The sequence below is a fragment of the Enterobacter sp. 200527-13 genome, from assembly GCF_027924865.1.
In the GTDB taxonomy this organism is placed as follows: domain Bacteria; phylum Pseudomonadota; class Gammaproteobacteria; order Enterobacterales; family Enterobacteriaceae; genus Enterobacter; species Enterobacter ludwigii.
Genome location: NZ_BSCM01000007.1, coordinates 172,817 through 195,140, shown reverse-complemented (window position 1 = coordinate 195,140; position 22,324 = coordinate 172,817). Strand labels below are relative to the sequence as shown.

Genomic DNA, 22,324 nt, shown 5'->3' with positions numbered 1-22,324 from the left:
ATTACATTCCTGAAGTCAGCGAGATAAACAGCGGCAGCGACAGGATACACAGTACCGAGCTTAACAGCAGCACCGCTTCCGCATCCGGAGACTGCACACCAAAGCGGTTACCGAACACCACGCCGAAGAAACCGGCTGAGAGCGCAATCATCAGGATAGCGGTGATCGCCACGGAGCCGTGCAGACCGAAGATCAGAACGATACCCCAGGCAATCGCAGGCTGGATCAGAAGCTTGGCTACGGTTGAGGTAATCACCATGGTGTTGATCTGCAGCTTACGCGCAGAGAGGATCACCCCGGTCAGGAACAGCGCGGCAGCCGTTGCAGAAAGCCCCAGTGGCTTAATGGCGGCCAGAACAAGTTCAGGCATTTTGATGCCGATAGCAGACAAAATCACACCCAGCAGGGGACCCATCACAATCGGTTTTTTAATCGAGCGCCACATCAGCACCGGCAGCATCGAGAGCGTTGAACCGGAGTTATTGCCTTCGGCACGCGCTTTTTCACGTTCCAGAATCAGCAGGCAGAACGGCGTCATCAGTACCGAACCACAGGCGATAGAGACCGCCACGGACAGTGAGGTTGAAGAGCTTTCACCCAGCACGCTGCCCAGAATCGGCAAGCCAAGCGCGGCATAGTTTGGCAGCGCAACCGTCAGCGTAAGCACGGCGGCATCCTGTGGGGATTTTTTAAAGACGCTGGTCGCGAGGAAGTAAATGGCCGCGTAGGTTATCCACATCGCCAGGGTCAGCACCAGAATCAGCGGCGACTGGGCTACGATGCCGGTCCACGGGGTTTGCACCGTGGCGCTGAACAGCGCGGCAGGCAAAGCAAAATCCATGACGAAGATATTAAGCAGGGAGACATTTTTGTTATCGACCATTTTTGCCTTACCGGCCCAGAATCCCAGCAGCATGATGACGAAAATCGGTGCAAGAGCATGAACAATTACGTAAGTCATAATTCACCTGTAGTAAAAAAGTTTAAGCACTGGCGCGATGATTATTATTTTCAGGATGCAGGTTCCCGCGCGGACGTAACGGTTACGTCCGCGGGGAGTGCATCTGGCAGGTCTCTTTTTACTTACCAGCTTGCCCGCATGCGTTCGCGTACGAGGGCAGAGCTGCGGCGATTGTCAGCACCGAGACGGTTTTTCAGGGTGTTGTCCTGACGAGCGTCATGGATGGCCTGTTGCAGCGTGGTTTTTACCTGCGTCAGATCGTTTTCAGAAGGGGCATCCGGGTTGCTGATATCCAGCAGGTTGGAAAGCAGCCCCAGTGTGGCGTAGTTGCTGATGTCATAGGCCATTGGCGGGATCGTTGCCGCCAGTTTTTCCAGCGCGTCCACGGTACGTAGCGTAATACGCGCCGCAGACTCTTTACCCATGGCATGGATCAGCACGCCTTTATCGTTAAAGGCAATCAGGCGGTTTGCCTGGTACCCGTGCGCCAGAAACGCGCCGGACATCGCTTTACCAACGATAAGTCCAATCACCGGATGGCCGGCCAGACGCGCGTTAGCATAGGCCGCCGCCGCGCCGGCCAACGCCTGGTGAATACCAAATGCCTCTTCACGACGGCCATAGGCCTGGCTTGGCACATCAATCACCGCCACGATCGGGCGCTTCACGGCGCTGTTGGCATCGGCGGCAACGGTTTCGCTCACCACTTTTGCCAGCGTCCAGCCTTCCAGCAGACCGACTTCCCCTTTCGCCGCGCGCGGGAAATGGTTGTTGGCATCCGGTACCACGGCAACAAAACGTACCGTTTCACCGTTAAGTTCACCATCGGCCGCCTGTACAGACGGGCATAACCCTTCCAGGCGTCTGGCGTTCGGCGCGAGCGTTTGCAGCCAGAGTTCGCCACGGCTTACTGAGTTAGTCATCATTTCACCTCCCGGGCAAAGAGCGCTTTAATCTGTTCGGCATCGGCCTGTTTGCGGGTGTCGAAATTCGTCAGACGGTTCAGGTAATCGTCATAGTTATCGGTGCGATGTTTTGCAGGCACGCCTTTGGCAATCGCGTCGTTCATCGCCGCTTTCACCGCGTTCACGCCATCGCCAACCAGCGCATCCACCAGGCCGCTTTCATAGCGGACTTCGCCACCGGTCATGCTCCAGATAAACGGACGGTCGCGGGAGTCATACTCTTCAATTCCCGCTTCCTGCTCGATAACCTGAGGACCATTCAGACCGAGACGCGCTTCGCGGGTGACAATCAGGTAGCTGCACAGTGCAGCAGCGATAGACATCCCACCGAAGCAGCCCACGGTCCCGGCCACAATCCCGACCACCGGGGTGTAACGACGCAGGTCAACAATTGCCGCATGAATATCGGCAATGGCCGCCAGGCCCAGGTTGGCTTCCTGCAGCCGCACGCCGCCGGTTTCGAGACACAGTATCGCCTGCGTCGGGATCCCGTTGCGGTTATCTTCTGCCGCCAGCTCCAGCGCCGCTGCCATTTTGGCGCCGGACACTTCGCCCATGCTGCCGCCCTGGAACGCACCTTCGATCGCCACCACTACCGCAGGCTGACCGTTGAGGGTGCCTTTGGCGACCACCATGCCGTCATCGGCCTGAGGAACGATGCCCTGCGGCCCCAGCCACGGGGAGATAATGCCTTCAAAAGGATCCAGCAGTTCGCGATAGCTCCCGTCGTCCAGCAATGCCTGCGCACGCTGGCGAGCTTTTAATTCAATAAAACTCCGATCATCACGCATGGCTCACCCCTTCAAAAACCTGTTCGATACGAATGCGTGCCACCCCCGGCGTCGCGCCAAAGTCATGGATCGTCAGTTTTCCTGCAGGCAGGCTGCTGACGGTGTGCAGGCGGTTGAATAACGCCTCCCAGCGACCGCGGCTGTTGTCGACGGACGTGGTGATATCAATGGTTAACGTCTGGCCCGGTTCGGCGGCAAACAACACCTCCATATCCCCGGAACCAACAACCCCTGCGAGCGCTTTGCCGCTTAACGCGCGGCTCGCTGGCATGGTTAATGTGATTTTTTCCATAACATCCTCTTAATGCTTTGAATAAGGCGTTTCGATGCGATCGAGAAACAGCGTGGCGGCAAGCAGGTCGGCTGCTCCGCCCGGTGAGGCATTGAGTGCCAGCATGTGGCGGTCTAACCTCGCCAGCGCCATCTGGCCTGCGGATGTCGCGCATCCTCCGGCGCTCAGCACCGCACGCGCACCGTTCTGCATGGCCTCCAGCCCCGCCATCCCGGCGCGCGACAGCACGCAGGTGTCGGTAAGCGACGTCATGATGGCCATCAGCGCATCGAGCCTTGCATACGTTTCGCTGCTGCCGTTAAGACGGCTCAGACGAAGCTGCGGCAGAGCACGCTGCATCACGTGTGGAAATGCCTGCTGAGCCTCTTCACGTGCGCCCGGAACCCGGTAGCGGCGCGTGGCGCGTAGCCCTTTGCTGAACACTTTCGGCGCCGCGTCATCGGGCAGTTTCGCCAGCTGTGCCGCGGTATTCGCTACCGCCTGCGCGCTGGCATCGCCACCGAGCATCGCCACGGCACTGACCAGCAGCCCCAGCGCCCAAATCGCGCCGCGGTGGGTATTTACACCGTCGGTAGCCGCCATCATCTGCTGCTCACCTTCACGGCCGAGTCGCCCTATGGTTTGCCTGAGCGCAATATCCGCCGGACGCTGCCAGCTGTGTTGCGCCAGCGCCTGAAACGTGGGGGTCAGGCTGCGCGCGGAACGCTCCATCAACGCGAGCGACAGATCGTGGTGCGCGCCGTTCCCCCGACTGTCCACCAGACCGGGTTTCGGGCTTAACTGTGCTTCGTCAATCAGACACTGCGTGGCGGTTCGCGCCAGCCATTCGGCACCGCCTTCAACCTGAATCTGGGGCAGAAGTTTCATTACCAGCTCCGGAATTTCGCAGGTGGGTTGTAAAGACCGCCAGACCATTCAACCAGGTCTGACACGCTGCCTGCTGCCAGCAGAGAACGGGTGGCATCGGTGCGGCGAATCCCCATATCTTCCGGGTAAACCACTTTGCCGCTCTGGCGCAACTGCGCCACACGTTTGGCATCGACGCCCAGACCGATATCGGTGATCCCCGCGACGGCCGCAACCATCGCCCGGCGCTCTTCAAGACTTTCTGCGCGATAGAGGTAAGCAATCCCCTCTTCCGTCAGCACATGTGTTACGTCGTCGCCGTAGATCATGACCGGAGCCAGAGGCATCCCGGACGCTTTCGCAACGTCAACAGCATCGAGTTTTTCCACAAAGGTCGGTTTCACGCCTGCCTGGAAGGTTTCCACCATCTGGACGACGAGTTTTTTACCGCGCTGCATCGGATCAGGTTCGGTGATCATGTTCAGCCAGGCCGGGGTGGCATGACGACGACCATGCGGGTCATGGCCCATGTTTGGCGCACCGCCGAAACCAGAGAGACGACCACGGGTCACGGTTGAGGAGTTGGCATACCCGTCGACCTGCAGGGTTGAGCCGATGAACATATCAACGGCGTACTGGCCTGCCAGCTGACAGAAGGCGCGGTTGGAACGCATAGAGCCGTCGGCACCGGTAAAGAAGATATCCGGACGTGCACGAATGTACTCTTCCATCCCCAGTTCGCCGCCGAAGCAGTGCACGCTTTCCACCCAGCCGCTTTCAATCGCCGGGATCAGGGTTGGGTGCGGGTTAAGGGTCCAGTGTTTACAGATTTTGCCTTTCAGGCCGAGCTGTTCACCGTAGGTCGGCAGCAGCAGTTCAATCGCCGCGGTATTGAAACCAATCCCGTGGTTCAGGGATTGCACCTGATGTTCCGCATAAATGCCCTTAATGGCCATCATCGCCATCAGGATATGTTCCTGTTTGATGAGACGCGGGTCGCGGGTAAACAGCGGTTCGATAAAGAACGGTTTGTCGGCCACCACCACGAAGTCAATCCAGGAGCCGGGAATATCAACGCGCGGCAGGTCGCATTCGTCGTCCACCAGCTCATTCACCTGTGCGATGACAATGCCGTCATGGAACGCGGCCGCTTCCACCAGCGCGGGGGTATCTTCGGTGCTTGCGCCGGTATAAAGATTACCTTTTCGGTCCGCTTTAAAGCCGGCAATCAGCGCCACGTTTGGCGAGAGATCCACGTACAGACGTGAATAGAGCTCTATGTAGGTATGGATAGCACCAATTTCGAGCTGACCATCTTCCAGCAGCTGCGAGATGCGCAGGCTCTGGGTACCGGAGAAGGAGAAGTCCAGCTTGCGGGCGATACCTTTCTCAAAGATATCCAGATGCTCGCTACGGCCCACGCTTGGCATAATCATGTGCAGGTCATGCACGATTTGCGGGTTCACTTCAGCCAGCGAGCGTGAAAGGAAATCGGCCTGCTTCTGGTTATTACCTTCCAGAACGACTTTGTCGCCAGGCGCGATCAGTTTTTCCAGCATGGCGACAAGATCGCCGGTTGGCAGTACCTTGCCCTGCACCGGTACGGATGCCAGACGACGCGCCTTCTCGGTGCGTCGTGTGTTCCATTGCCGGGTGGGTGTTTGCCCAGATAACATTATTAACCTCCTGATTCAGCACATCATTCTGATTTGCTTAACGTTGAGTAAAGTGTGCGCTGTGGCGAGAAAGTCATCAATTAAGCGCTGGGCGGAATCATTAGCCTGAGAGTAATAATCAAGGTAAATATTTGTGATCGAGATCAGTTCATGTTTCGGAAAACCAGGCTAAACGGGGTACAATTCGGAAAGAACAGAAAATAACTGACAAGAATTAGCATCGCCGTTATGAGCCAAATCATTCCATCAGACTTCGACATCATCGCCGAAGACAGCACCGAGTTCGTGCCCATGCGCGGCGTGGCCAATTGCCATCTGCAGACCATGCTGCCGCGACTCATCCGCCGTAAGGTTCAGTTCACGCCGCACTGGCAACGGCTGGACTTACCGGACGGTGACTTTCTGGACCTGGCATGGAGCGAAGAGCCAGAACAGGCGCGCCACAAGCCGCGTCTGGTGGTCTTTCACGGTCTGGAAGGCAGTCTGCACAGTCCCTATGCACACGGGCTCATCCAGGCAGCCAAAGCGCGGGGCTGGCTCGGCGTGGTGATGCACTTTCGCGGCTGTAGCGGCGAACCGAATCGCCAGAAGCGCATCTATCACTCGGGTGAAACCGAAGACGGCACCTGGTTTTTACACTGGTTACGGGAAAACTTTGGTACCGTCCCGACGGCGGCCGTGGGCTACTCGCTGGGCGGCAATATGCTGGCCTGCCTGCTGGCAAAAGAGGGCGACACCGTGCCGCTGGATGCGGCCGTCATTGTCTCCGCGCCCTTTATGCTGGAGCAGTGCAGCTACCATATGGAGAAAGGCTTTTCCCGGGTCTATCAGCGTTACCTGCTCAACCTGCTGAAAGCCAACGCGGCGCGCAAGCTGAAGGCCTATCCGGATACGCTGCCGGTGAGCCTGCGTCAGTTGAAAAAGGTCCGTCGCATCCGCGAATTCGACGATCTGATCACCGCCAAAATTCACGGTTTTGCCGATGCGATTGACTACTATCGCCAGTGCAGCGCCATGCCGCTGCTCAGCAAGATCACGCAACCGACGCTTATCATTCATGCCAAAGATGACCCGTTTATGGATCATCACTCTATCCCCGCGCAGGAATTTTTGCCTGCCAACGTTCACTACCAGCTGACAGAGCATGGTGGTCACGTGGGGTTCATCGGTGGAACGTTGCGCCGCCCGAAAATGTGGCTGGAGTCGCGTATTCCTGACTGGCTTACCCCTTATCTGGACGGTGCAAAATGATTATTCCGTGGCAGGATCTCTCCCCCGAAACGCTCGATAATCTGATTGAAAGCTTTGTCTTGCGCGAAGGTACCGATTATGGTGAACATGAACGTTCGCTTGAGCAAAAGGTCAACGATGTGAAGCACCAGCTCAAAAGCGGCGACGTGGTGCTGGTATGGTCTGAACTGCATGAGACGGTCAATATCATGCCCCGCAACGCGTTTCATGGCTGATCTTTAAACCTTTCCAGTCAGGGAGTTGCTATGTCTGCCAGACATCCGGTTATTGCCGTTACGGGTTCGAGTGGTGCGGGAACCACCACGACCAGCCTCGCTTTTCGTAAGATTTTCGCCCAACTGAATCTCCGCGCGGCGGAGGTCGAAGGCGATAGCTTTCACCGCTACACGCGCCCGGAGATGGATATGGCTATCCGCAAGGCGCGCGATCTGGGTAAACACATCAGCTACTTCGGCCCGGAGGCCAATGACTTCGGCCTGCTGGAGCAAACCTTTCAGGAGTACGGCCAGAGCGGCAAGGGGCAGTCACGCAAATATCTGCACACCTACGATGAAGCCGTTCCCTGGAACCAGGTGCCCGGCACCTTTACCCCCTGGCAACCGCTGCCGGAACCGACCGACGTCCTGTTTTACGAAGGGTTGCACGGTGGCGTGGTGACGCCGCAGCATGACGTGGCGCGTCACGTGGATCTGCTGGTTGGCGTGGTGCCCATCGTGAACCTTGAGTGGATCCAGAAGCTGACGCGTGACATCAGCGAGCGCGGCCATTCACGTGAGGCGGTGATGGATTCCGTCGTGCGCTCCATGGAAGACTACATTACTTATCTGACGCCGCAGTTCTCCCGCACGCATATCAACTTCCAGCGCGTACCGACAGTGGACACCTCTAACCCGTTCGCGGCCAAAAGTATCCCATCGCTGGATGAGAGCTTTGTGGTTATCCATTTCCGCAATCTCGACGGCATTGATTACCCCTGGCTGCTGGCGATGCTGCAGGGCTCGTTTATTTCGCACATGAATACGTTAGTGGTTCCGGGCGGAAAAATGGGGCTGGCAATGGAATTAATTATGATGCCGCTGGTGCAGCGGTTGATAGAAGGGAAGAAAATCGCCTGATGATTTCCCTCTCCGCGTGGGAGAGGGCTTCGGTGAGGGCATCGGGGTGAACGATGCCCCCCAATATCAGGCGTCGATCACTTCATACGAATGCGTAATTTTTACCGCTTTCTCGAGCATTAAGGCGACCGAGCAGTATTTCTCCGCTGAAAGATCGACCGCGCGTGAGACCGCCGCGTCTTTCAGTTCTTTCCCGCTGACGATGAAATGCAGGTTAATGTGGGTAAACAGGCGTGGTGCCTCTTCGCGGCGTTCTGAGGTGAGTTTTACTTCGCAGTCGGTCACATCGTGACGGCCTTTTTGCAGGATCGACACCACATCAATTGCGCTGCATCCACCTGCGGCCATCAGCACCATTTCCATTGGGCTTGGTGCTTTATCGCCGGAGTTACCATCCATCAAAATCTGGTGTCCTGAAGCGGACTCGCCCAGGAACGTTAAACCTTCAACCCATTTCACACGCGCTTGCATATTCACTCACTCCAACGTTGCATTTTTGGTGACAGATTACGCGTGCGTTACATTTCTCGCAATGGAAGGCGACCTGCGTCATGCTGAAGCGAGACACCAGGAGACACGCGGCGAAAGCTATGCTAAAACACTCAGGATGCTACAGTAATACATTGACGTTACACATGTATGCAGAGGACATCAAACTTTACTGGCTGCGAAACGTTACGATAGCCGACTTCCCAGGGTATGGGTAAGAATTCGATTGCAACCCCAGAGTCCGGATGCATCTTATGACTCTGGTGACAGCTTATAACAGAGGATAACAGCGCATGGTGCTTGGCAAACCGCAAACAGACCCGACTCTCGAATGGTTCTTGTCTCATTGCCACATTCATAAGTACCCATCGAAGAGCACGCTGATTCACCAGGGTGAAAAAGCGGAAACGTTGTATTACATCGTCAAAGGCTCGGTGGCAGTGCTGATCAAAGATGAAGAAGGGAAAGAGATGATCCTTTCTTATCTGAACCAGGGCGATTTCATCGGTGAACTGGGCCTGTTTGAAGAAGGCCAGGAACGTAGCGCCTGGGTTCGTGCAAAGACAGCATGTGAAGTGGCTGAAATTTCCTACAAGAAATTCCGTCAGTTGATTCAGGTTAACCCTGACATCCTGATGCGTCTTTCTTCGCAGATGGCACGCCGTCTGCAGGTGACATCTGAGAAAGTGGGTAACCTCGCCTTCCTGGACGTGACCGGCCGTATCGCTCAGACCCTGCTGAATCTGGCGAAACAACCCGATGCGATGACTCACCCTGATGGCATGCAAATTAAAATTACCCGTCAGGAAATCGGTCAGATTGTCGGTTGCTCCCGTGAAACTGTGGGCCGTATTCTGAAAATGCTGGAAGATCAGAACCTGATCTCCGCACACGGTAAAACCATCGTGGTTTACGGAACGCGTTAATTCCGCTCAAACGGCGTGCCATCGCAAGGTGTCACGCCGTTTTTGTCTCTATTCCCCATGTGGCGCAGGCTGATTTATCACCCGGAAGTTAACTACGCACTGCGACAAACGCTGGTGTTGTGCCTTCCTGTGGCCGTGGGCCTGATTCTGGGCCATCTTCAGCAAGGTCTGCTCTTCTCTCTCGTTCCCGCCTGCTGCAACATTGCCGGTCTGGATACACCGCATAAGCGCTTTTTCAAACGGCTGATCGTGGGCGGCTCGCTGTTTGCGGGTTGTAGCCTCGCCGTGCAGCTTTTGCTGGCCCGCGATATCCCGCTGCCGCTGATCCTCACCGTCCTGGCGATGACCCTGGGCGTAACCGCTGAAATCAGCTCACTGCACGCGCGTTTGCTTCCCGCGTCGCTGATTGCCGCCATCTTCACGCTGAGCCTTGCGGGCAACATGCCGGTGTGGGAGCCGCTGCTGATCTACGCCCTCGGTACGCTGTGGTACGGGCTGTTTAACTGGTTTTGGTTCTGGCTGTGGCGGGAACAGCCGCTGCGGGAATCCCTGAGCCTGCTCTACGTGCAGCTGGCGGATTACTGTGAAGCCAAATACACCTTGCTCACCCAGCATACCGATCCAGAAAAATCACTGCCGCCGCTGCTGACGCGTCAGCAAAAGGTGGTGGACCTGATAAGCCAGTGTTATCAACAGCTGCATATGCTCGCCGCCAATAAGAACCACGAATATAAGCGGCTGCTGCGCGTCTTCCAGGTGGGGCTGGACTTACAGGAGCATATCTCCGTGAGCCTGCACCAGCCGCAGGAGGTGCAAAAACTGGTCGAGCGCAGCCATGCCGAAGCGGTGATCCGCTGGAACGCGCAAACCGTCTCCGCGCGCCTTCGGGTGCTGGCTGACGATATTCTGTATCATCGCTACCCCACGCGCTTTAACATGGACAAACAGCTCGGCGCGCTGGAGAAGATTGCCCGTCAGCATGAAGACAACCCAGTGGGTCAGTTTGCCGCCTGGCACTTCAGCCGTATCGCCCGCGTGTTACGAACCCAGCGTCCGCTTTATCCGCGCGACCTGATGGCCGACAAACAAAAACGCCTGCCGCTGCTGCCGGCGCTCAGAAGCTACCTCTCCCTTAAATCATCTGCCCTGCGCAACGCCGCGCGAATTAGCGTGATGCTGAGCATTGCCAGCCTGATGGGCATGGCGCTGCATCTGCCCAAACCGTACTGGATTTTAATGACCATCCTGTTTGTCACCCAGAACGGCTATGGCGCGACGCGGGTGCGCATTCTGCACCGGGCAGGCGGAACGATGGCGGGGCTGATCATTGCGGGCGTTACGCTGCACTTTCACGTGCCGGAAGGCTATACGCTGGCAGGGATGCTGGTGATCACGATGGTGAGCTACCTGATCATTCGCAAAAACTACGGCTGGGCGATGGTGGGCTTTACGGTAACGGCGGTGTATACCCTGCAGTTGCTCACGCTCAACGGCGAGCAGTTTATTATCGCCAGGCTGGTCGATACCCTGATCGGCTGCCTGATTGCCTTTGGCGGCATGGTCTGGCTGTGGCCTCAGTGGCAAAGCGGGCTGCTCAGACAGAACGCCCATGATGCGCTGGAGGCCGACCAGCAGGCCATTCGCCTGATCCTGAGTGACGACCCGCAGCCCTCTCCGCTGGCGTATCAGCGGATGAAGGTCAACCAGGCGCATAACGCCCTGTTTAACTCGCTGAATCAGGCCATGCAGGAGCCCGGCTTTAACTCGCACTATCTGGCGGACATGAAGCTCTGGGTGACGCACAGCCAGTTTATCGTTGAGCATATCAACGCCATGACCACGCTGGCGCGGGAACATACGATGCTGACGCCCGATCTGGCGCAGCGCTACCTGCAGTCGTGTGAGATTGCCCTGCAGCGGTGTCAGCAGCGACTCGAGTATGACGCGCCTGGCGAGTCAGGGGATTCGAACATTCTGGAGGCGCCAGAGACGCTCACCCACGGGCCAATGAGCACCCTGGAGCAGCATCTGCAGCGCGTTCTCGGGCATCTGAACACCATGCACACCATTTCGTCGGTAGCATGGCGTCAGCGGCCTCACCACGGGATATGGTTAACCCGTCGCTTAACGCGAACGGAGTCTTAAGCGTTTACGATCTTCGCGACCGCCGCGGCAAAACGGTTTAACCCGTCTTCAATGTCCTGATTTTCGACCACCAGCGACGGCGCAAAGCGCATCACGTCCGGCCCGGCATTGAGCACCATCACCCCTTCATGGGCGGCGGCGTGCAGGAAATCGCGCGCGCGGCCTTTGTACTGTGGCTTCAACTCCGCGCCGATCAGTAACCCCATCCCGCGGATCTCGCTGAAGACGTCATACTGGTCATCAATCTGCTGCAAATGCTTCACGAAAAGCTCACGCTTCGCGTTGACGCCGCTCAGAACCTCAGGGGTGTTGATAATGTCGAACGCGGCACCCGCGACGGCACTCGCCAGCGGGTTGCCGCCGTATGTGGAGCCGTGGGAACCCACGTGGAACGCGGAGGCAATCTCCTGCGTCGTTAATACCGCACTGACCGGGAAGCCGCCGCCGAGCGCTTTGGCGCTGGTCAGAATATCCGGCGTCACGCCGTAATGCATGTAGGCAAACAGGGAGCCGGTACGGCCCATCCCGCACTGCACTTCATCAAATACCAGCAGCGCCTGATGCTCATCGCACAGGTCGCGCAGCCCTTTCAGGAACTCAGGCGTGGCAGCCGTTACGCCGCCTTCTCCCTGGATCGGCTCCACCACCACCGCACAGGTGTGATCATCCATTACCGCTTTTACCGCATGGAGATCGTTAAACGGCACATGGATAATATCGGCCGGTTTTGGTCCAAAACCGTCGGAATACTTTGGCTGTCCGCCGACGGAAACGGTAAACAGCGAGCGACCGTGGAAGGCGTTGTGGAAAGCAATGATTTTGGTTTTGTACGGGCTGTGACGCGTGGAGGCATAATAGCGCGCCAGCTTGAAGGCGGTTTCGTTCGCTTCGGTACCGGAGTTCATAAACAGCACGCGTTCGGCGAAAGTCGCGCTGATTAACTTACGGCCCAGACGCAGCGCCGGTTCGTTGGTAAAGACGTTGCTGGTATGCCACAGGGTTTCCCCCTGGGTTTTCAGCGCCTCTACCAGCGCAGGATGGCAATGACCCAGCGCCGTCACCGCAATCCCACCGGCGAAATCAACATACTCTTTCCCCTGCTGATCCCAGACTCGGCTGCCTTTCCCTTTTACCGGGATAAACTCAGCCGGTGCATAAATCGGCAGAATGACTTCATCGAATGTCGCGCGGGTAATTGCAGATTGTTCAGTTGCCATGTCATGACCATCCATTTTATGTCACAGTGATTGTGAAAATATAATCACAAAATATGCATAAAAAATCACAGCAAGGCAACCACTATTCAACGATTGAGGAAATTTGCCAGCAGCTGGTGTCCCTGCTCGCTGAGGATACTCTCCGGGTGGAATTGCACCCCTTCGAGGTCCCATTCACGATGTCGGATCCCCATGATCTCCCGGGTATCGCTCCAGGCGGTAATCTCAAAGCATTCCGGCAGCGTTGACGGGTCAATGACCAGCGAATGGTAGCGCGTCACGATAAGCGGATTATTAAGCCCCGTAAACACGCCCGTGCCGGTATGGGTCACCGGCGCGGTTTTGCCATGCATCACTTTGGCGGCGCGCACAATGGTGGCACCAAACACCTGCCCAATAGCCTGATGGCCCAGGCAGACGCCAAGAATGGGCAGCTTACCGGCGTAGTGACGAATGACATCCAGCGAAATGCCCGATTCCGACGGCGTGCAGGGCCCCGGCGAGATAACGATTTTATGCGGGGCAAGCGCGTCGATTTCGGCCAGGCTGATGTCGTCGTTGCGGCGGACCACCACCTCTGCACCCAGTTCACAAAAATACTGGTAAAGGTTCCAGGTGAAGGAATCGTAGTTATCAATCAGCAGAATCATGGCGGCTCCAGAAAAACGTGCCGCCCTATTCTACTCAGTTTCCCGCGCTTCGCTCACTACTTTGGCAAAGATGGCGTTCAGGGCCGTTAAATCGCCCATTGCGCCGCTCTGGTTGGCCGCCGCCCATTTGCCCGGGTCGATATCTTTCCAGCTCAGCTGATAGCCTGCATGGATGGCAAGTTGTTCGAAGAAGATCCGCTGAGCGATACCGTTGCCAATCCGGAAGGGATGGAGCACGTTGATCTCACAGTAGTAGTGACTCAGGCGGGCCACAAACTCCTCTTTCTGCAGACCGTTGAGATACCCCTCTTCCTCGAGATCCTGCATCAGGACATTGCCCTCTTTCTCGATGTAGGCGAAGTGGCAGAAGCGGGTGTCGCCCTGATAAATATCGATTTCGCGGATATCGCCCGCCCAGTCAAAAATATCCTGATAAAGGTGGCGGTGGATTGCACAGAGATGCGGCAACCCCGGCGCCGACGGGCCTAAGCCGAGCGTCGCCACCCGCAGCGCGGTGATCTCATAGGATGCCTTTGCAAGACGGTCAGCCTGGCGGATATTCAGACGGTTACGCATCACATTCAGACCCGGGTAGAGATACGGGTCACGATCGTCACCGATTTTATCGCTCATAGTGCCTCCTGAGTTCTTCAAGACGGCTTTGCGCATCCTGGGCGTTTAGCGTAACGAGCGGGCTATCAACCCCCTCAAGGCGGCGGCTGGCCTGGAAATTACTGTTTCGCTGCTGCTCCCAGAGACGGGATTTTTGCTTATCGGTGAGTTTTTTCACTTAACGCCTCCCTGAAGATGTCCGTGTGCCACAAGTATAAGCAGCAAAACGCGCTTTCGCAGGGAGGGGAGCGAAACACGGGCGAGAAGCGCCCGTGTCAAAGAAGGTTACGGCAGAACTTTTGCAGAGAGGATCACAACCGGTTTCGTCGGCACATTCTGGTACGGGCCAACGTCATGGGACTGCACCTGAGAAATCTTGTCAGCCACATCCATCCCTTTCACCACTTTACCGAAGACCGCGTAGCCGAAGTCGCGCTGACCATGGTCGAGGAAGGCGTTATCCGCCACGTTGATAAAGAACTGGCTGGTGGCGCTGTCTTTATCTGCCGTACGCGCCATTGAGATGGTACCGCGGGTGTTGCGCAGGCCGTTATCCGCTTCATTTTTAATCGGTGCGTTAGGCTGCTTTTGCTGCATTTGCTCGTTAAAACCACCGCCCTGCACCATAAAGCCCGGGATCACACGGTGGAATGTGGTGCCGTTATAGAAACCGTTATTCACGTAGTCGAGGAAGTTTTTCACAGAAACCGGAGCTTTCTGGCTATTCAGTTCCAGCTCAATATTCCCGGCGGAGGTGGTCAGCAGAACGTGAGGGTCTCCTTTGGCTGCCAGCGCAGCAGGGGAAACGGCAGAAAGAGCAAACACAGCTGCGACAGCCGCCAGCGTTGATTTGAGCATGAGAATTCCTTAACAAAGCGCAGTATAAAAAGCGAATGGCTTGATTCTAAAGAGCAGTATGAACGGAGACCAGCCTTTTACCTAATTTTACGAAATTGAAACAGTTGTAACCACGCAAACGATTGGTTATGACGTCTATTAATGTGATCTGAGTCACATAAAAACCTGCAATAGCGATCGAATTTCTCTTAAAAGATATGAATGGATCACTTTAATGTCTAAAATCTGCCCGCTCTCAGCGCCCCTCGGGCGCTTTTCTTTTCCTGAACAGGCCAGACATGACTAACAGCAATCGTATCAAGCTCACATGGATCAGCTTCTTCTCCTACGCCCTGACCGGCGCGTTGGTGATCGTCACCGGGATGGTGATGGGTAATATCGCAGACTACTTCCAGCTGCCCGTTTCCAGCATGAGTAACACCTTTACCTTCCTCAACGCCGGGATCCTGATCTCCATTTTCCTGAATGCCTGGCTGATGGAAATTGTTCCACTGAAAACGCAGCTGCGTTTTGGTTTCGTGCTGATGGTCGCCGCGGTCGCGGGTTTAATGGTGAGCCACAGCATCGCCCTGTTCTCTGCCGCCATGTTTGTGCTGGGTCTGGTGAGCGGTATTACGATGTCCATCGGTACGTTCCTGATTACCCACATGTATGAAGGTCGTCAGCGTGGCGCACGTCTGCTGTTTACCGACTCCTTCTTCAGCATGGCGGGGATGATTTTCCCGATGGTAGCGGCTGTTCTGCTGGCACGCAGCATTGAGTGGTACTGGGTTTATGCCTGTATCGGTCTGGTCTACGTGGCAATCTTTATTCTGACCTTCGGCTGTGAATTCCCGGTTCTGGGCAAAAAAGCGCAATCCACGGACGAGCCGGTCGCGAAAGAGAAATGGGGTATCGGCGTACTGTTCCTCTCCGTGGCCGCACTGTGCTACATCCTCGGTCAGCTGGGCTTTATCTCCTGGGTACCGGAATACGCCAAAGGCCTGGGCATGAGCCTGAACGACGCGGGTAAACTGGTGAGCGATTTCTGGATGTCTTACATGTTCGGCATGTGGGCGTTTAGCTTCATCCTGCGCTTCTTCGACCTGCAGCGCATTCTGACCGTGCTGGCAGGCATGGCAACCGTGCTGATGTACCTGTTCATTAACGGTTCACCGGAGCATATGCCGTGGTTCATCCTGACCCTGGGCTTCTTCTCCAGCGCGATTTACACCTCTATCATTACGCTGGGCTCTCTGCAGACCAAAGTGGCGTCACCGAAACTGGTGAACTTCGTGCTGACCTGCGGCACCATCGGCACCATGCTGACCTTCGTGGTCACCGGCCCGATCGTCGCCCACAGCGGCCCGCTGGCCGCGCTGCATACCGCTAACGGTTTGTACGCGGTGGTATTTGTGATGTGCCTGGTTCTGGGCTTTGTGACCCGCCACCGCCAGCATAATACGGCAGCGGCGTCCCACTGATCCCCTACGCCCCTTTGCGCTCAGCGAAGGGGCTGTTTTTCGTGAAGATGTGCTCTTCCGCAACGTCGTCCATTTTGATCCACGTCTGCGCAAGCTGCGTCGTGGCAATCACTCGCCCCTCCCGAATCGACCAGCGCGCCGGCACCTGGCAGCGCACCGCTTCAAACCCGCTCTCCGCAGGCAGCACGATCAGGTTAGCCAGATTTCCCGTTTCGATACCGTAATCCGTCAGGCCGAAGGTTCGGGCGCTGTTGTGGGTTATCAGGTTCAAACCGTTGTCGATTTGCGAATACCCCATCATCTGACACACATGCAGCCCCATATGCAGTACCTGCAGCATATTGCCGGTGCCAAGCGGGTACCACGGGTCGAAGACATCATCATGCCCGAAACAGACGTTGATCCCCGCCTCCAGCAGCTCCTTCACTCGGGTAATCCCGCGTCGTTTGGGATAATCGTCAAAGCGTCCCTGTAAATGGATATTCACCAGTGGATTGGCGACAAAGTTGATGCCTGACATCTTCAGCAGGCGGAAAAGCCGCGAGGTGTATGCCCCGTTATAGGAGTGCATCGCCGTGGTATGGCTGGCCGTGACCCGCGGGCCCATCCCTGATTCATAAGCCAGGGTGGCCACCGTTTCCAGAAATCGGGACTGCTCATCGTCAATTTCATCGCAGTGGATATCCAGCGGACGGTCATATTTCTTCGCCAGTTCAAAGGCAATGTGCAGCGATTGCACGCCATACTCGCGGGTGAATTCAAAATGCGGGATTGCCCCGACCACATCGGCGCCCAGCTTCAACGCCTCCTCAAGCAGCGCCGCGCCGTCCGGGTAAGAAAGGATGCCTTCCTGCGGGAACGCCACGATTTGCAGCGTGATCCACGGCGCAACCTCCTGCTTCACCTCCAGCATGGCCTTCAGGGCGGTGAGCGTCGGGTCAGAGACGTCCACGTGGGTGCGCACAAACTGAATACCGTTGGCAATTTGCCCTTTCAGCGTCTTCCAGGCGCGCGCTTTTACATCTTCATGGCTAAGCAGTGCCTTACGCTCCGCCCAGCGCTCAATGCCTTCAAACAGCGTACCGGACTGGTTCCAGCTCGGCTCGCCTGCCGTCTGGGTGGTATCAAGGTGGATATGCGGTTCTATAAACGGGGGGATGGCAAGGCCGCCACGCGCGTTTAAGATTCTTACGTTTTCGTCTTCGGTATCGCCCATCGGCGTTATGCCACCAAAACGGCCCTGCTCAATGGCGATTTGCCACAGCCCTTCGCGACCCGGTAAGCGAACATTCTGAATAAGCCCAAGCGGTGTTGTAGACATGCCTTTCCCCTGAAAAACGCGGCTGATATTTGGGAGTACGCATTTTTGACAATGCGCCCCTTAATTTGTACACAAAATCGGCGACCTCGAAAAGCCAGCGATTTCCACAACTTATAAAAATCCTGACAAATCAGTCATATACCACCTAAGGAGTAGGCGAAGGCGTATTTGATTTGCATCAATAAGTGCCACTGCTGAATCGTTAAGGTAGGCAGTAATAGAAAAGAAATCGAGGCAAAAATGAGCAAAGTCAGACTCGCTATCATCGGTAACGGCATGGTCGGCCACCGCTTTATTGAGGATCTTCTCGATAAAGCCGATGCTAACCAGTTCTATATTACCGTGTTCTGTGAAGAACCCCGCAAGGCGTACGACCGTGTGCACTTGTCTTCCTACTTCTCCCATCATACCGCTGAAGAGCTCTCTCTGGTGCGCGATGGTTTCTACGAGAAGCATGGCGTGAAAGTGCTGGTGGGCGAACGCGCTATCACCATCAACCGTCAGGAAAAAGTGATCCACTCCAGCGCCGGACGTACGGTTTTTTACGACAAGCTGATCATGGCGACTGGCTCGTACCCGTGGATCCCGCCGATCAAAGGCTCGGAAACGCAGGATTGCTTCGTTTATCGTACCATCGAAGATCTCAATGCGATCGAATCATGTGCCCGCCGCAGTAAACGTGGCGCCGTGGTCGGGGGGGGGCTGCTGGGTCTGGAAGCCGCCGGTGCGCTGAAAAACCTCGGTGTTGAAACCCACGTCATCGAATTTGCCCCGATGCTGATGGCAGAGCAGCTTGACCACATGGGTGGTGACCAGCTGCGCCGTAAAATCGAAAGCATGGGCGTGAAGGTTCATACCAGCAAAAATACCAAAGAGATTGTGCAGGAAGGCACCGAAGCGCGGAAAACCATGCGCTTTGCCGATGGCAGCGAACTGGAAGTGGACTTTATCGTCTTCTCTACCGGTATTCGCCCACGCGACAAGCTGGCCACCCAGTGCGGTCTGGCCGTCGCTCAGCGCGGCGGGATCATGATTAACGATACCTGCCAGACCTCCGACCCGGATATCTACGCCATCGGCGAATGCGCCAGCTGGAACAACCGCGTGTACGGTCTGGTCGCGCCTGGCTACAAAATGGCGCAGGTTGCCGTTGACCATATTCTCGGCAACCAGAACGCCTTCGAAGGGGCTGACCTGAGCGCCAAGCTGAAACTGCTGGGCGTAGACGTAGGCGGTATTGGCGATGCGCATGGCCGCACGCCGGGCGCACGCAGCTATGTTTACCTCGATGAAAGCAAAGAGGTGTACAAACGTCTTATCGTCAGTCAGGACAACAAAACCCTGCTCGGCGCGGTGCTGGTGGGCGATACCAGCGACTACGGTAACCTGCTTCAGCTGGTCTTGAACGCCATCGAACTGCCGGAAAACCCGGACGCGCTGATCCTTCCAGCGCATGCGTCCAGCGGTAAGCCGTCCATCGGCGTGGATAAACTGCCCGACAGCGCGCAGATTTGCTCCTGCTTCGATGTGACCAAAGGCATGCTGATTTCGGCCATCAATAAAGGCTGCCATACCGTCGCGGCCCTGAAGGCGGAAACCAAAGCCGGTACCGGCTGCGGTGGATGTATCCCGCTGGTCACACAGGTTCTGAACGCAGAACTGGCGAAACAGGGTATCGAAGTCAACAATAACCTGTGCGAGCATTTCGCTTACTCTCGCCAGGAGCTGTACCACCTGATCCGCGTGGAAGGCATCAAATCCTTCGACGAACTGCTGGCGAAACACGGCCAGGGTTATGGCTGTGAAGTGTGTAAACCGACCGTGGGTTCCCTGCTGGCCTCCTGCTGGAACGAGTACGTTCTCAAACCAGAACATACGCCGCTGCAGGATACCAACGATAACTTCCTGGCGAACATTCAGAAAGACGGGACTTACTCCGTCATCCCACGCTCCGCCGGTGGCGAAATCACCCCGGAAGGGCTGGTCGCCGTTGGCCGTATCGCGCGCGAATTTAACCTGTATACCAAAATCACCGGCTCTCAGCGTATCGGCCTGTTTGGTGCACAAAAAGATGACCTGCCTGAAATCTGGCGTCAGCTGATTGACGCGGGATTCGAAACCGGCCACGCCTACGCGAAAGCGCTGCGTATGGCAAAAACCTGTGTGGGCAGCACCTGGTGCCGCTACGGCGTAGGCGACAGCGTCGGCTTCGGTGTGGAGCTGGAGAACCGCTACAAAGGCATCCGTACACCGCACAAAATGAAGTTTGGCGTCTCCGGCTGTACCCGCGAATGTGCGGAAGCGCAGGGTAAAGATGTGGGTATCATCGCCACCGAGAAAGGCTGGAACCTGTACGTCTGTGGTAACGGCGGCATGAAACCACGCCATGCAGACCTGCTGGCTGCAGACCTCGACCGCGATACGCTGATTCAGTATCTCGACCGCTTTATGATGTTCTACATCCGTACCGCCGATAAGCTGACCCGTACCGCGTCCTGGCTCGATAACCTGGAAGGCGGCATCGAGTACCTGAAATCGGTCATCATTGACGACAAACTGGGCCTGAACGACCATCTGGAAGCGGAAATGGCGCGCCTGCGCGAGGCGGTGATCTGCGAGTGGACTGAAACCGTCAACACCCCGGCGGCGCAGACTCGCTTCAGACACTTTATCAACAGCACCCAGCGCGACCCGAATGTGCAGGTTGTGGCAGAACGCGAGCAGCATCGTCCGGCGACACCTTATGAACGTATTCCGGTGACTCTGGTGGAGGAAAACGCATGAGCCAGTGGGTAAACATCTGCAACATTAACGACATTCTGCCTGCCACCGGGGTCTGTGCCCTGCTGGGTAACGAGCAGGTCGCGATATTCCGCCCTCGCCATGATGAACAGGTTTTTGCCATCAGCAATATCGACCCGTTCTTTGAGGCCAGCGTCCTGTCCCGGGGATTAATCGCAGAGCATCAGGGTGAACTCTGGGTCGCCAGCCCGTTGAAGAAACAGCGTTTTCGTTTACGCGACGGGTATTGCATGGAAGATGAGCATTATTCCGTGAAGCCCTACGATGTCCGCGTGAAGGACGGTAAGGTGCAGCTGAAAGGCTAATCTCTCGCCTTTTCAATATGAAAAGCTTATGACCCCTTATGGGTAACGGCAGGAAAAACCGTATGTTCTGTACGATTCCTGCTGTTATCCTGACCTCAATTTCTTACCCCCTCCTTGAATGCTGTGAGGTAATGTCGTGGACCACCTGCCGATTTTCTGTCAATTACGCCATCGCGACTGTCTGCTTGTAGGCGGCGGCGATGTGGCTGAACGCAAAGCGCGCTTGCTGTTAGAAGCAGGAGCCCGACTCACCGTTAACGCCCTGGCTTTTGCCCCGCAGTTTGAGGCCTGGGAAAAAGAAGGGATGCTCACGCTGGTGCAGGGGGGGTTTAATGAATCCCTGCTTGATACCTGCTGGCTGACCATTGCCGCCACGGATGACGATGAAGTGAATCAGCGCGTCAGCGACGCCTGTGAAGCGCGCCGCATCTTCTGTAACGTGGTGGATGCCCCGAAGGAAGCCAGCTTTATCATGCCGTCGATCATTGACCGTTCGCCGCTGATGATTGCGGTATCGTCCGGCGGCCGCTCTCCCGTTCTGGCCCGCCTGCTGCGGGAAAAACTGGAAGCCATCCTGCCGCAGCATCTTGGCCAGATTGCCCACTATGCCGGGCAGCTGCGTTCCCGGGTTAAGCAAACCTTCGCGACCGTGGGTGAACGCCGTCGCTTCTGGGAAAAATTCTTTGTGAATGACAGGCTGGCCCAGTCGCTGGCGAATCAGGATCATAAAGCGGTGGAAGAGACGACGGCGCAGTTGCTCTGCGAGCCGCTGGATCATCGTGGTGAAGTGGTGCTGGTGGGTGCCGGCCCGGGCGATGCCGGTTTGCTGACGCTGAAAGGGCTGCAGCAGATCCAGCAGGCGGATATTGTGGTTTATGACCGTCTGGTCTCCGATGAGATAATGAACCTGGTCCGCCGCGATGCTGACCGCGTATTTGTCGGTAAACGTGCCGGGTACCACTGTGTGCCGCAGGAGGAGATTAACCAGATCCTGCTGCGCGAAGCGCAAAAAGGAAAACGCGTGGTGCGCCTCAAGGGTGGCGACCCGTTTATCTTTGGTCGCGGCGGTGAAGAGCTGGAAACGTTGTGCAACGCGGGTATTCCGTTTTCCGTGGTGCCGGGCATCACGGCAGCCTCCGGTTGCTCAGCTTACTCGGGCATTCCGCTGACCCACCGTGACTATGCCCAGAGCGTACGCCTGGTGACGGGACACCTGAAAACCGGCAGTGAGCTGGACTGGCATAACCTGGCCGCCGAAAAACAGACGCTGGTGTTCTATATGGGGTTAAACCAGGCTGCGACCATTCAGGCCAAACTGCTGGAGCACGGCATGGAAGAGGATATGTCCGTCGCGCTGGTGGAAAACGGTACGTCCATTAAGCAGCGCGTGGTGAACGGCGTGCTGACCCAGTTAGGTGAGCTGGCACAGCAGGTTGAAAGCCCGGCGCTGATTATTGTCGGACGCGTGGTGGAGCTGCGCGATAAACTGAACTGGTTCTCGAATCACTAACGCATATTCCCCCTTCCCGGAGTAGTCCTTATGCGGACTACTCCCCTCTTACCGCTCCCGATAACATACCGCCCGCGAAATGGAATTTTTCCATTTATTCCCTCACGTTAGATCCAATTTTCGTTTTTT

At 56.4% G+C, this 22,324-nt stretch carries 22 protein-coding genes; 9 read left to right on the top strand and 13 right to left on the bottom strand.

The features are described from left to right. Position 1: 1 nt before the first annotated feature. The 6 genes from QMG44_RS19730 to mdcA all read right to left on the bottom strand — a co-directional run bounded on the left by QMG44_RS19730 (position 2) and on the right by mdcA (position 5,531). The gene (locus QMG44_RS19730; protein ID WP_014171919.1) at positions 2 to 961 is read right to left on the bottom strand and encodes an AEC family transporter; all 960 of its coding nucleotides are present in this window, start codon (positions 959 to 961) and stop codon (positions 2 to 4) included. Between the two features lie 122 nt (positions 962 to 1,083). Beyond that, positions 1,084 to 1,884 (bottom strand): biotin-independent malonate decarboxylase subunit gamma, encoded by an 801-nt coding sequence (gene mdcE, locus QMG44_RS19725; RefSeq protein ID WP_032670503.1) that lies wholly within the window; start codon positions 1,882 to 1,884, stop codon positions 1,084 to 1,086. After that, positions 1,884 to 2,717: a biotin-independent malonate decarboxylase subunit beta gene (locus QMG44_RS19720; protein WP_086532958.1), complete on the bottom strand. Its 834-nt coding sequence runs from the start codon at positions 2,715 to 2,717 to the stop codon at positions 1,884 to 1,886. The genes mdcE and QMG44_RS19720 overlap by 1 nt, the downstream gene beginning before the upstream one ends. Continuing rightward, a complete protein-coding gene (gene mdcC / locus QMG44_RS19715) occupies positions 2,710 to 3,009 on the bottom strand; it encodes a malonate decarboxylase acyl carrier protein (protein ID WP_020884595.1) in 300 nt (99 codons plus the stop codon). Before mdcC ends, QMG44_RS19720 begins: the two co-directional genes overlap by 8 nt. Before the next feature lie 9 nt (positions 3,010 to 3,018). Further along, positions 3,019 to 3,876 carry a triphosphoribosyl-dephospho-CoA synthase gene (locus QMG44_RS19710; protein WP_020884594.1) on the bottom strand — a complete coding sequence of 286 codons (858 nt, stop codon included), beginning with the start codon at positions 3,874 to 3,876 and terminating at the stop codon, positions 3,019 to 3,021. Continuing rightward, positions 3,876 to 5,531, bottom strand: coding sequence for a malonate decarboxylase subunit alpha (mdcA, locus tag QMG44_RS19705; protein WP_014171924.1), 1,656 nt, complete (start codon positions 5,529 to 5,531; stop codon positions 3,876 to 3,878). Before mdcA ends, QMG44_RS19710 begins: the two co-directional genes overlap by 1 nt. 228 nt (positions 5,532 to 5,759) lie before the next feature. On the opposite strand from mdcA, the gene QMG44_RS19700 reads away from it, so the two are divergent. Genes QMG44_RS19700 through QMG44_RS19690 form a run of 3 tightly spaced genes read left to right on the top strand, consistent with a single transcriptional unit; the run spans position 5,760 to position 7,897 of the window. Continuing rightward, positions 5,760 to 6,782: a hydrolase gene (locus QMG44_RS19700; protein ID WP_014171925.1), complete on the top strand. Its 1,023-nt coding sequence runs from the start codon at positions 5,760 to 5,762 to the stop codon at positions 6,780 to 6,782. Next, positions 6,779 to 6,997, top strand: coding sequence for a YheU family protein (locus QMG44_RS19695; protein WP_086532959.1), 219 nt, complete (start codon positions 6,779 to 6,781; stop codon positions 6,995 to 6,997). The genes QMG44_RS19700 and QMG44_RS19695 overlap by 4 nt, the downstream gene beginning before the upstream one ends. A 30-nt stretch (positions 6,998 to 7,027) precedes the next feature. Further along, a complete protein-coding gene (locus tag QMG44_RS19690; RefSeq protein ID WP_014171927.1) occupies positions 7,028 to 7,897 on the top strand; it encodes a phosphoribulokinase in 870 nt (289 codons plus the stop codon). Between the two features lie 66 nt (positions 7,898 to 7,963). Here QMG44_RS19690 and QMG44_RS19685 read toward each other — a convergent pair whose 3' ends face one another. Then, a complete protein-coding gene (locus tag QMG44_RS19685; RefSeq protein ID WP_025202873.1) occupies positions 7,964 to 8,368 on the bottom strand; it encodes an OsmC family protein in 405 nt (134 codons plus the stop codon). Positions 8,369 to 8,679: 311 nt separating this feature from the next. Here QMG44_RS19685 and crp point away from each other — a divergent pair, with 311 nt between their 5' ends. Then, positions 8,680 to 9,312, top strand: coding sequence for a cAMP-activated global transcriptional regulator CRP (gene crp, locus QMG44_RS19680; protein WP_000242758.1), 633 nt, complete (start codon positions 8,680 to 8,682; stop codon positions 9,310 to 9,312). A 57-nt stretch (positions 9,313 to 9,369) separates the two neighbouring features. Beyond that, a complete protein-coding gene (locus tag QMG44_RS19675; protein ID WP_020884592.1) occupies positions 9,370 to 11,457 on the top strand; it encodes a YccS/YhfK family putative transporter in 2,088 nt (695 codons plus the stop codon). Here QMG44_RS19675 and QMG44_RS19670 read toward each other — a convergent pair. The 5 genes from QMG44_RS19670 to ppiA all read right to left on the bottom strand — a co-directional run bounded on the left by QMG44_RS19670 (position 11,454) and on the right by ppiA (position 14,794). Then, positions 11,454 to 12,674 carry an aspartate aminotransferase family protein gene (locus QMG44_RS19670; protein WP_171032977.1) on the bottom strand — a complete coding sequence of 407 codons (1,221 nt, stop codon included), beginning with the start codon at positions 12,672 to 12,674 and terminating at the stop codon, positions 11,454 to 11,456. The genes QMG44_RS19675 and QMG44_RS19670 overlap by 4 nt on opposite strands. Positions 12,675 to 12,760: 86 nt before the next feature. Then, a complete protein-coding gene (gene pabA / locus QMG44_RS19665; RefSeq protein WP_086532960.1) occupies positions 12,761 to 13,324 on the bottom strand; it encodes an aminodeoxychorismate synthase component 2 in 564 nt (187 codons plus the stop codon). Between the two features lie 30 nt (positions 13,325 to 13,354). Then, positions 13,355 to 13,957 carry a putative adenosine monophosphate-protein transferase Fic gene (locus QMG44_RS19660; RefSeq protein ID WP_025202869.1) on the bottom strand — a complete coding sequence of 201 codons (603 nt, stop codon included), beginning with the start codon at positions 13,955 to 13,957 and terminating at the stop codon, positions 13,355 to 13,357. Beyond that, entirely contained in the window at positions 13,947 to 14,114 is a 168-nt protein-coding gene (locus QMG44_RS19655; RefSeq protein WP_014171935.1) for a YhfG family protein, read from the bottom strand. The genes QMG44_RS19660 and QMG44_RS19655 overlap by 11 nt, the downstream gene beginning before the upstream one ends. A 107-nt stretch (positions 14,115 to 14,221) precedes the next feature. Further along, complete coding sequence (ppiA, locus tag QMG44_RS19650) at positions 14,222 to 14,794, bottom strand: peptidylprolyl isomerase A (RefSeq protein WP_014171936.1); 573 nt, start codon at positions 14,792 to 14,794, stop codon at positions 14,222 to 14,224. Between the two features lie 278 nt (positions 14,795 to 15,072). On the opposite strand from ppiA, the gene tsgA reads away from it, so the two are divergent. Further along, positions 15,073 to 16,257 carry an MFS transporter TsgA gene (gene tsgA / locus QMG44_RS19645; protein WP_020884588.1) on the top strand — a complete coding sequence of 395 codons (1,185 nt, stop codon included), beginning with the start codon at positions 15,073 to 15,075 and terminating at the stop codon, positions 16,255 to 16,257. A gap of 4 nt (positions 16,258 to 16,261) precedes the next feature. Here tsgA and QMG44_RS19640 read toward each other — a convergent pair whose 3' ends face one another. Then, positions 16,262 to 17,578: a cytosine deaminase gene (locus QMG44_RS19640; protein ID WP_032679098.1), complete on the bottom strand. Its 1,317-nt coding sequence runs from the start codon at positions 17,576 to 17,578 to the stop codon at positions 16,262 to 16,264. Between the two features lie 240 nt (positions 17,579 to 17,818). Here QMG44_RS19640 and nirB point away from each other — a divergent pair, with 240 nt between their 5' ends. The 3 genes from nirB to cysG all read left to right on the top strand — a co-directional run bounded on the left by nirB (position 17,819) and on the right by cysG (position 22,195). Further along, a complete protein-coding gene (gene nirB, locus QMG44_RS19635) occupies positions 17,819 to 20,362 on the top strand; it encodes a nitrite reductase large subunit NirB (protein WP_086532961.1) in 2,544 nt (847 codons plus the stop codon). Next, entirely contained in the window at positions 20,359 to 20,685 is a 327-nt protein-coding gene (gene nirD, locus QMG44_RS19630; protein ID WP_020884585.1) for a nitrite reductase small subunit NirD, read from the top strand. Before nirB ends, nirD begins: the two co-directional genes overlap by 4 nt. A 136-nt stretch (positions 20,686 to 20,821) precedes the next feature. Continuing rightward, on the top strand, positions 20,822 to 22,195 hold the full coding sequence (gene cysG, locus QMG44_RS19625; RefSeq protein ID WP_020884584.1) for a siroheme synthase CysG: 1,374 nt from the start codon (positions 20,822 to 20,824) through the stop codon (positions 22,193 to 22,195). The last annotated feature ends 129 nt before the right edge of the window (positions 22,196 to 22,324 follow it).

What these genes read in the sequence shown, in the direction of transcription:
- mdcE (WP_032670503.1), bottom strand. Translation starts at nt 1,884, where the DNA reads ATGACTAACTCAGTAAGCCGTGGCGAACTCTGGCTGCAAACGCTCGCG.
- mdcC (WP_020884595.1), bottom strand. Translation starts at nt 3,009, where the DNA reads ATGGAAAAAATCACATTAACCATGCCAGCGAGCCGCGCGTTAAGCGGC.
- tsgA (WP_020884588.1), top strand. Translation starts at nt 15,073, where the DNA reads ATGACTAACAGCAATCGTATCAAGCTCACATGGATCAGCTTCTTCTCC.
- mdcA (WP_014171924.1), bottom strand. Translation starts at nt 5,531, where the DNA reads ATGTTATCTGGGCAAACACCCACCCGGCAATGGAACACACGACGCACC.
- QMG44_RS19670 (WP_171032977.1), bottom strand. Translation starts at nt 12,674, where the DNA reads ATGGCAACTGAACAATCTGCAATTACCCGCGCGACATTCGATGAAGTC.
- QMG44_RS19685 (WP_025202873.1), bottom strand. Translation starts at nt 8,368, where the DNA reads ATGCAAGCGCGTGTGAAATGGGTTGAAGGTTTAACGTTCCTGGGCGAG.
- QMG44_RS19730 (WP_014171919.1), bottom strand. Translation starts at nt 961, where the DNA reads ATGACTTACGTAATTGTTCATGCTCTTGCACCGATTTTCGTCATCATG.
- QMG44_RS19660 (WP_025202869.1), bottom strand. Translation starts at nt 13,957, where the DNA reads ATGAGCGATAAAATCGGTGACGATCGTGACCCGTATCTCTACCCGGGT.
- QMG44_RS19640 (WP_032679098.1), bottom strand. Translation starts at nt 17,578, where the DNA reads ATGTCTACAACACCGCTTGGGCTTATTCAGAATGTTCGCTTACCGGGT.
- QMG44_RS19675 (WP_020884592.1), top strand. Translation starts at nt 9,370, where the DNA reads ATGTGGCGCAGGCTGATTTATCACCCGGAAGTTAACTACGCACTGCGA.
- QMG44_RS19700 (WP_014171925.1), top strand. Translation starts at nt 5,760, where the DNA reads ATGAGCCAAATCATTCCATCAGACTTCGACATCATCGCCGAAGACAGC.
- ppiA (WP_014171936.1), bottom strand. Translation starts at nt 14,794, where the DNA reads ATGCTCAAATCAACGCTGGCGGCTGTCGCAGCTGTGTTTGCTCTTTCT.
- QMG44_RS19720 (WP_086532958.1), bottom strand. Translation starts at nt 2,717, where the DNA reads ATGCGTGATGATCGGAGTTTTATTGAATTAAAAGCTCGCCAGCGTGCG.
- QMG44_RS19690 (WP_014171927.1), top strand. Translation starts at nt 7,028, where the DNA reads ATGTCTGCCAGACATCCGGTTATTGCCGTTACGGGTTCGAGTGGTGCG.
- pabA (WP_086532960.1), bottom strand. Translation starts at nt 13,324, where the DNA reads ATGATTCTGCTGATTGATAACTACGATTCCTTCACCTGGAACCTTTAC.
- nirD (WP_020884585.1), top strand. Translation starts at nt 20,359, where the DNA reads ATGAGCCAGTGGGTAAACATCTGCAACATTAACGACATTCTGCCTGCC.
- crp (WP_000242758.1), top strand. Translation starts at nt 8,680, where the DNA reads ATGGTGCTTGGCAAACCGCAAACAGACCCGACTCTCGAATGGTTCTTG.
- nirB (WP_086532961.1), top strand. Translation starts at nt 17,819, where the DNA reads ATGAGCAAAGTCAGACTCGCTATCATCGGTAACGGCATGGTCGGCCAC.
- QMG44_RS19710 (WP_020884594.1), bottom strand. Translation starts at nt 3,876, where the DNA reads ATGAAACTTCTGCCCCAGATTCAGGTTGAAGGCGGTGCCGAATGGCTG.
- QMG44_RS19695 (WP_086532959.1), top strand. Translation starts at nt 6,779, where the DNA reads ATGATTATTCCGTGGCAGGATCTCTCCCCCGAAACGCTCGATAATCTG.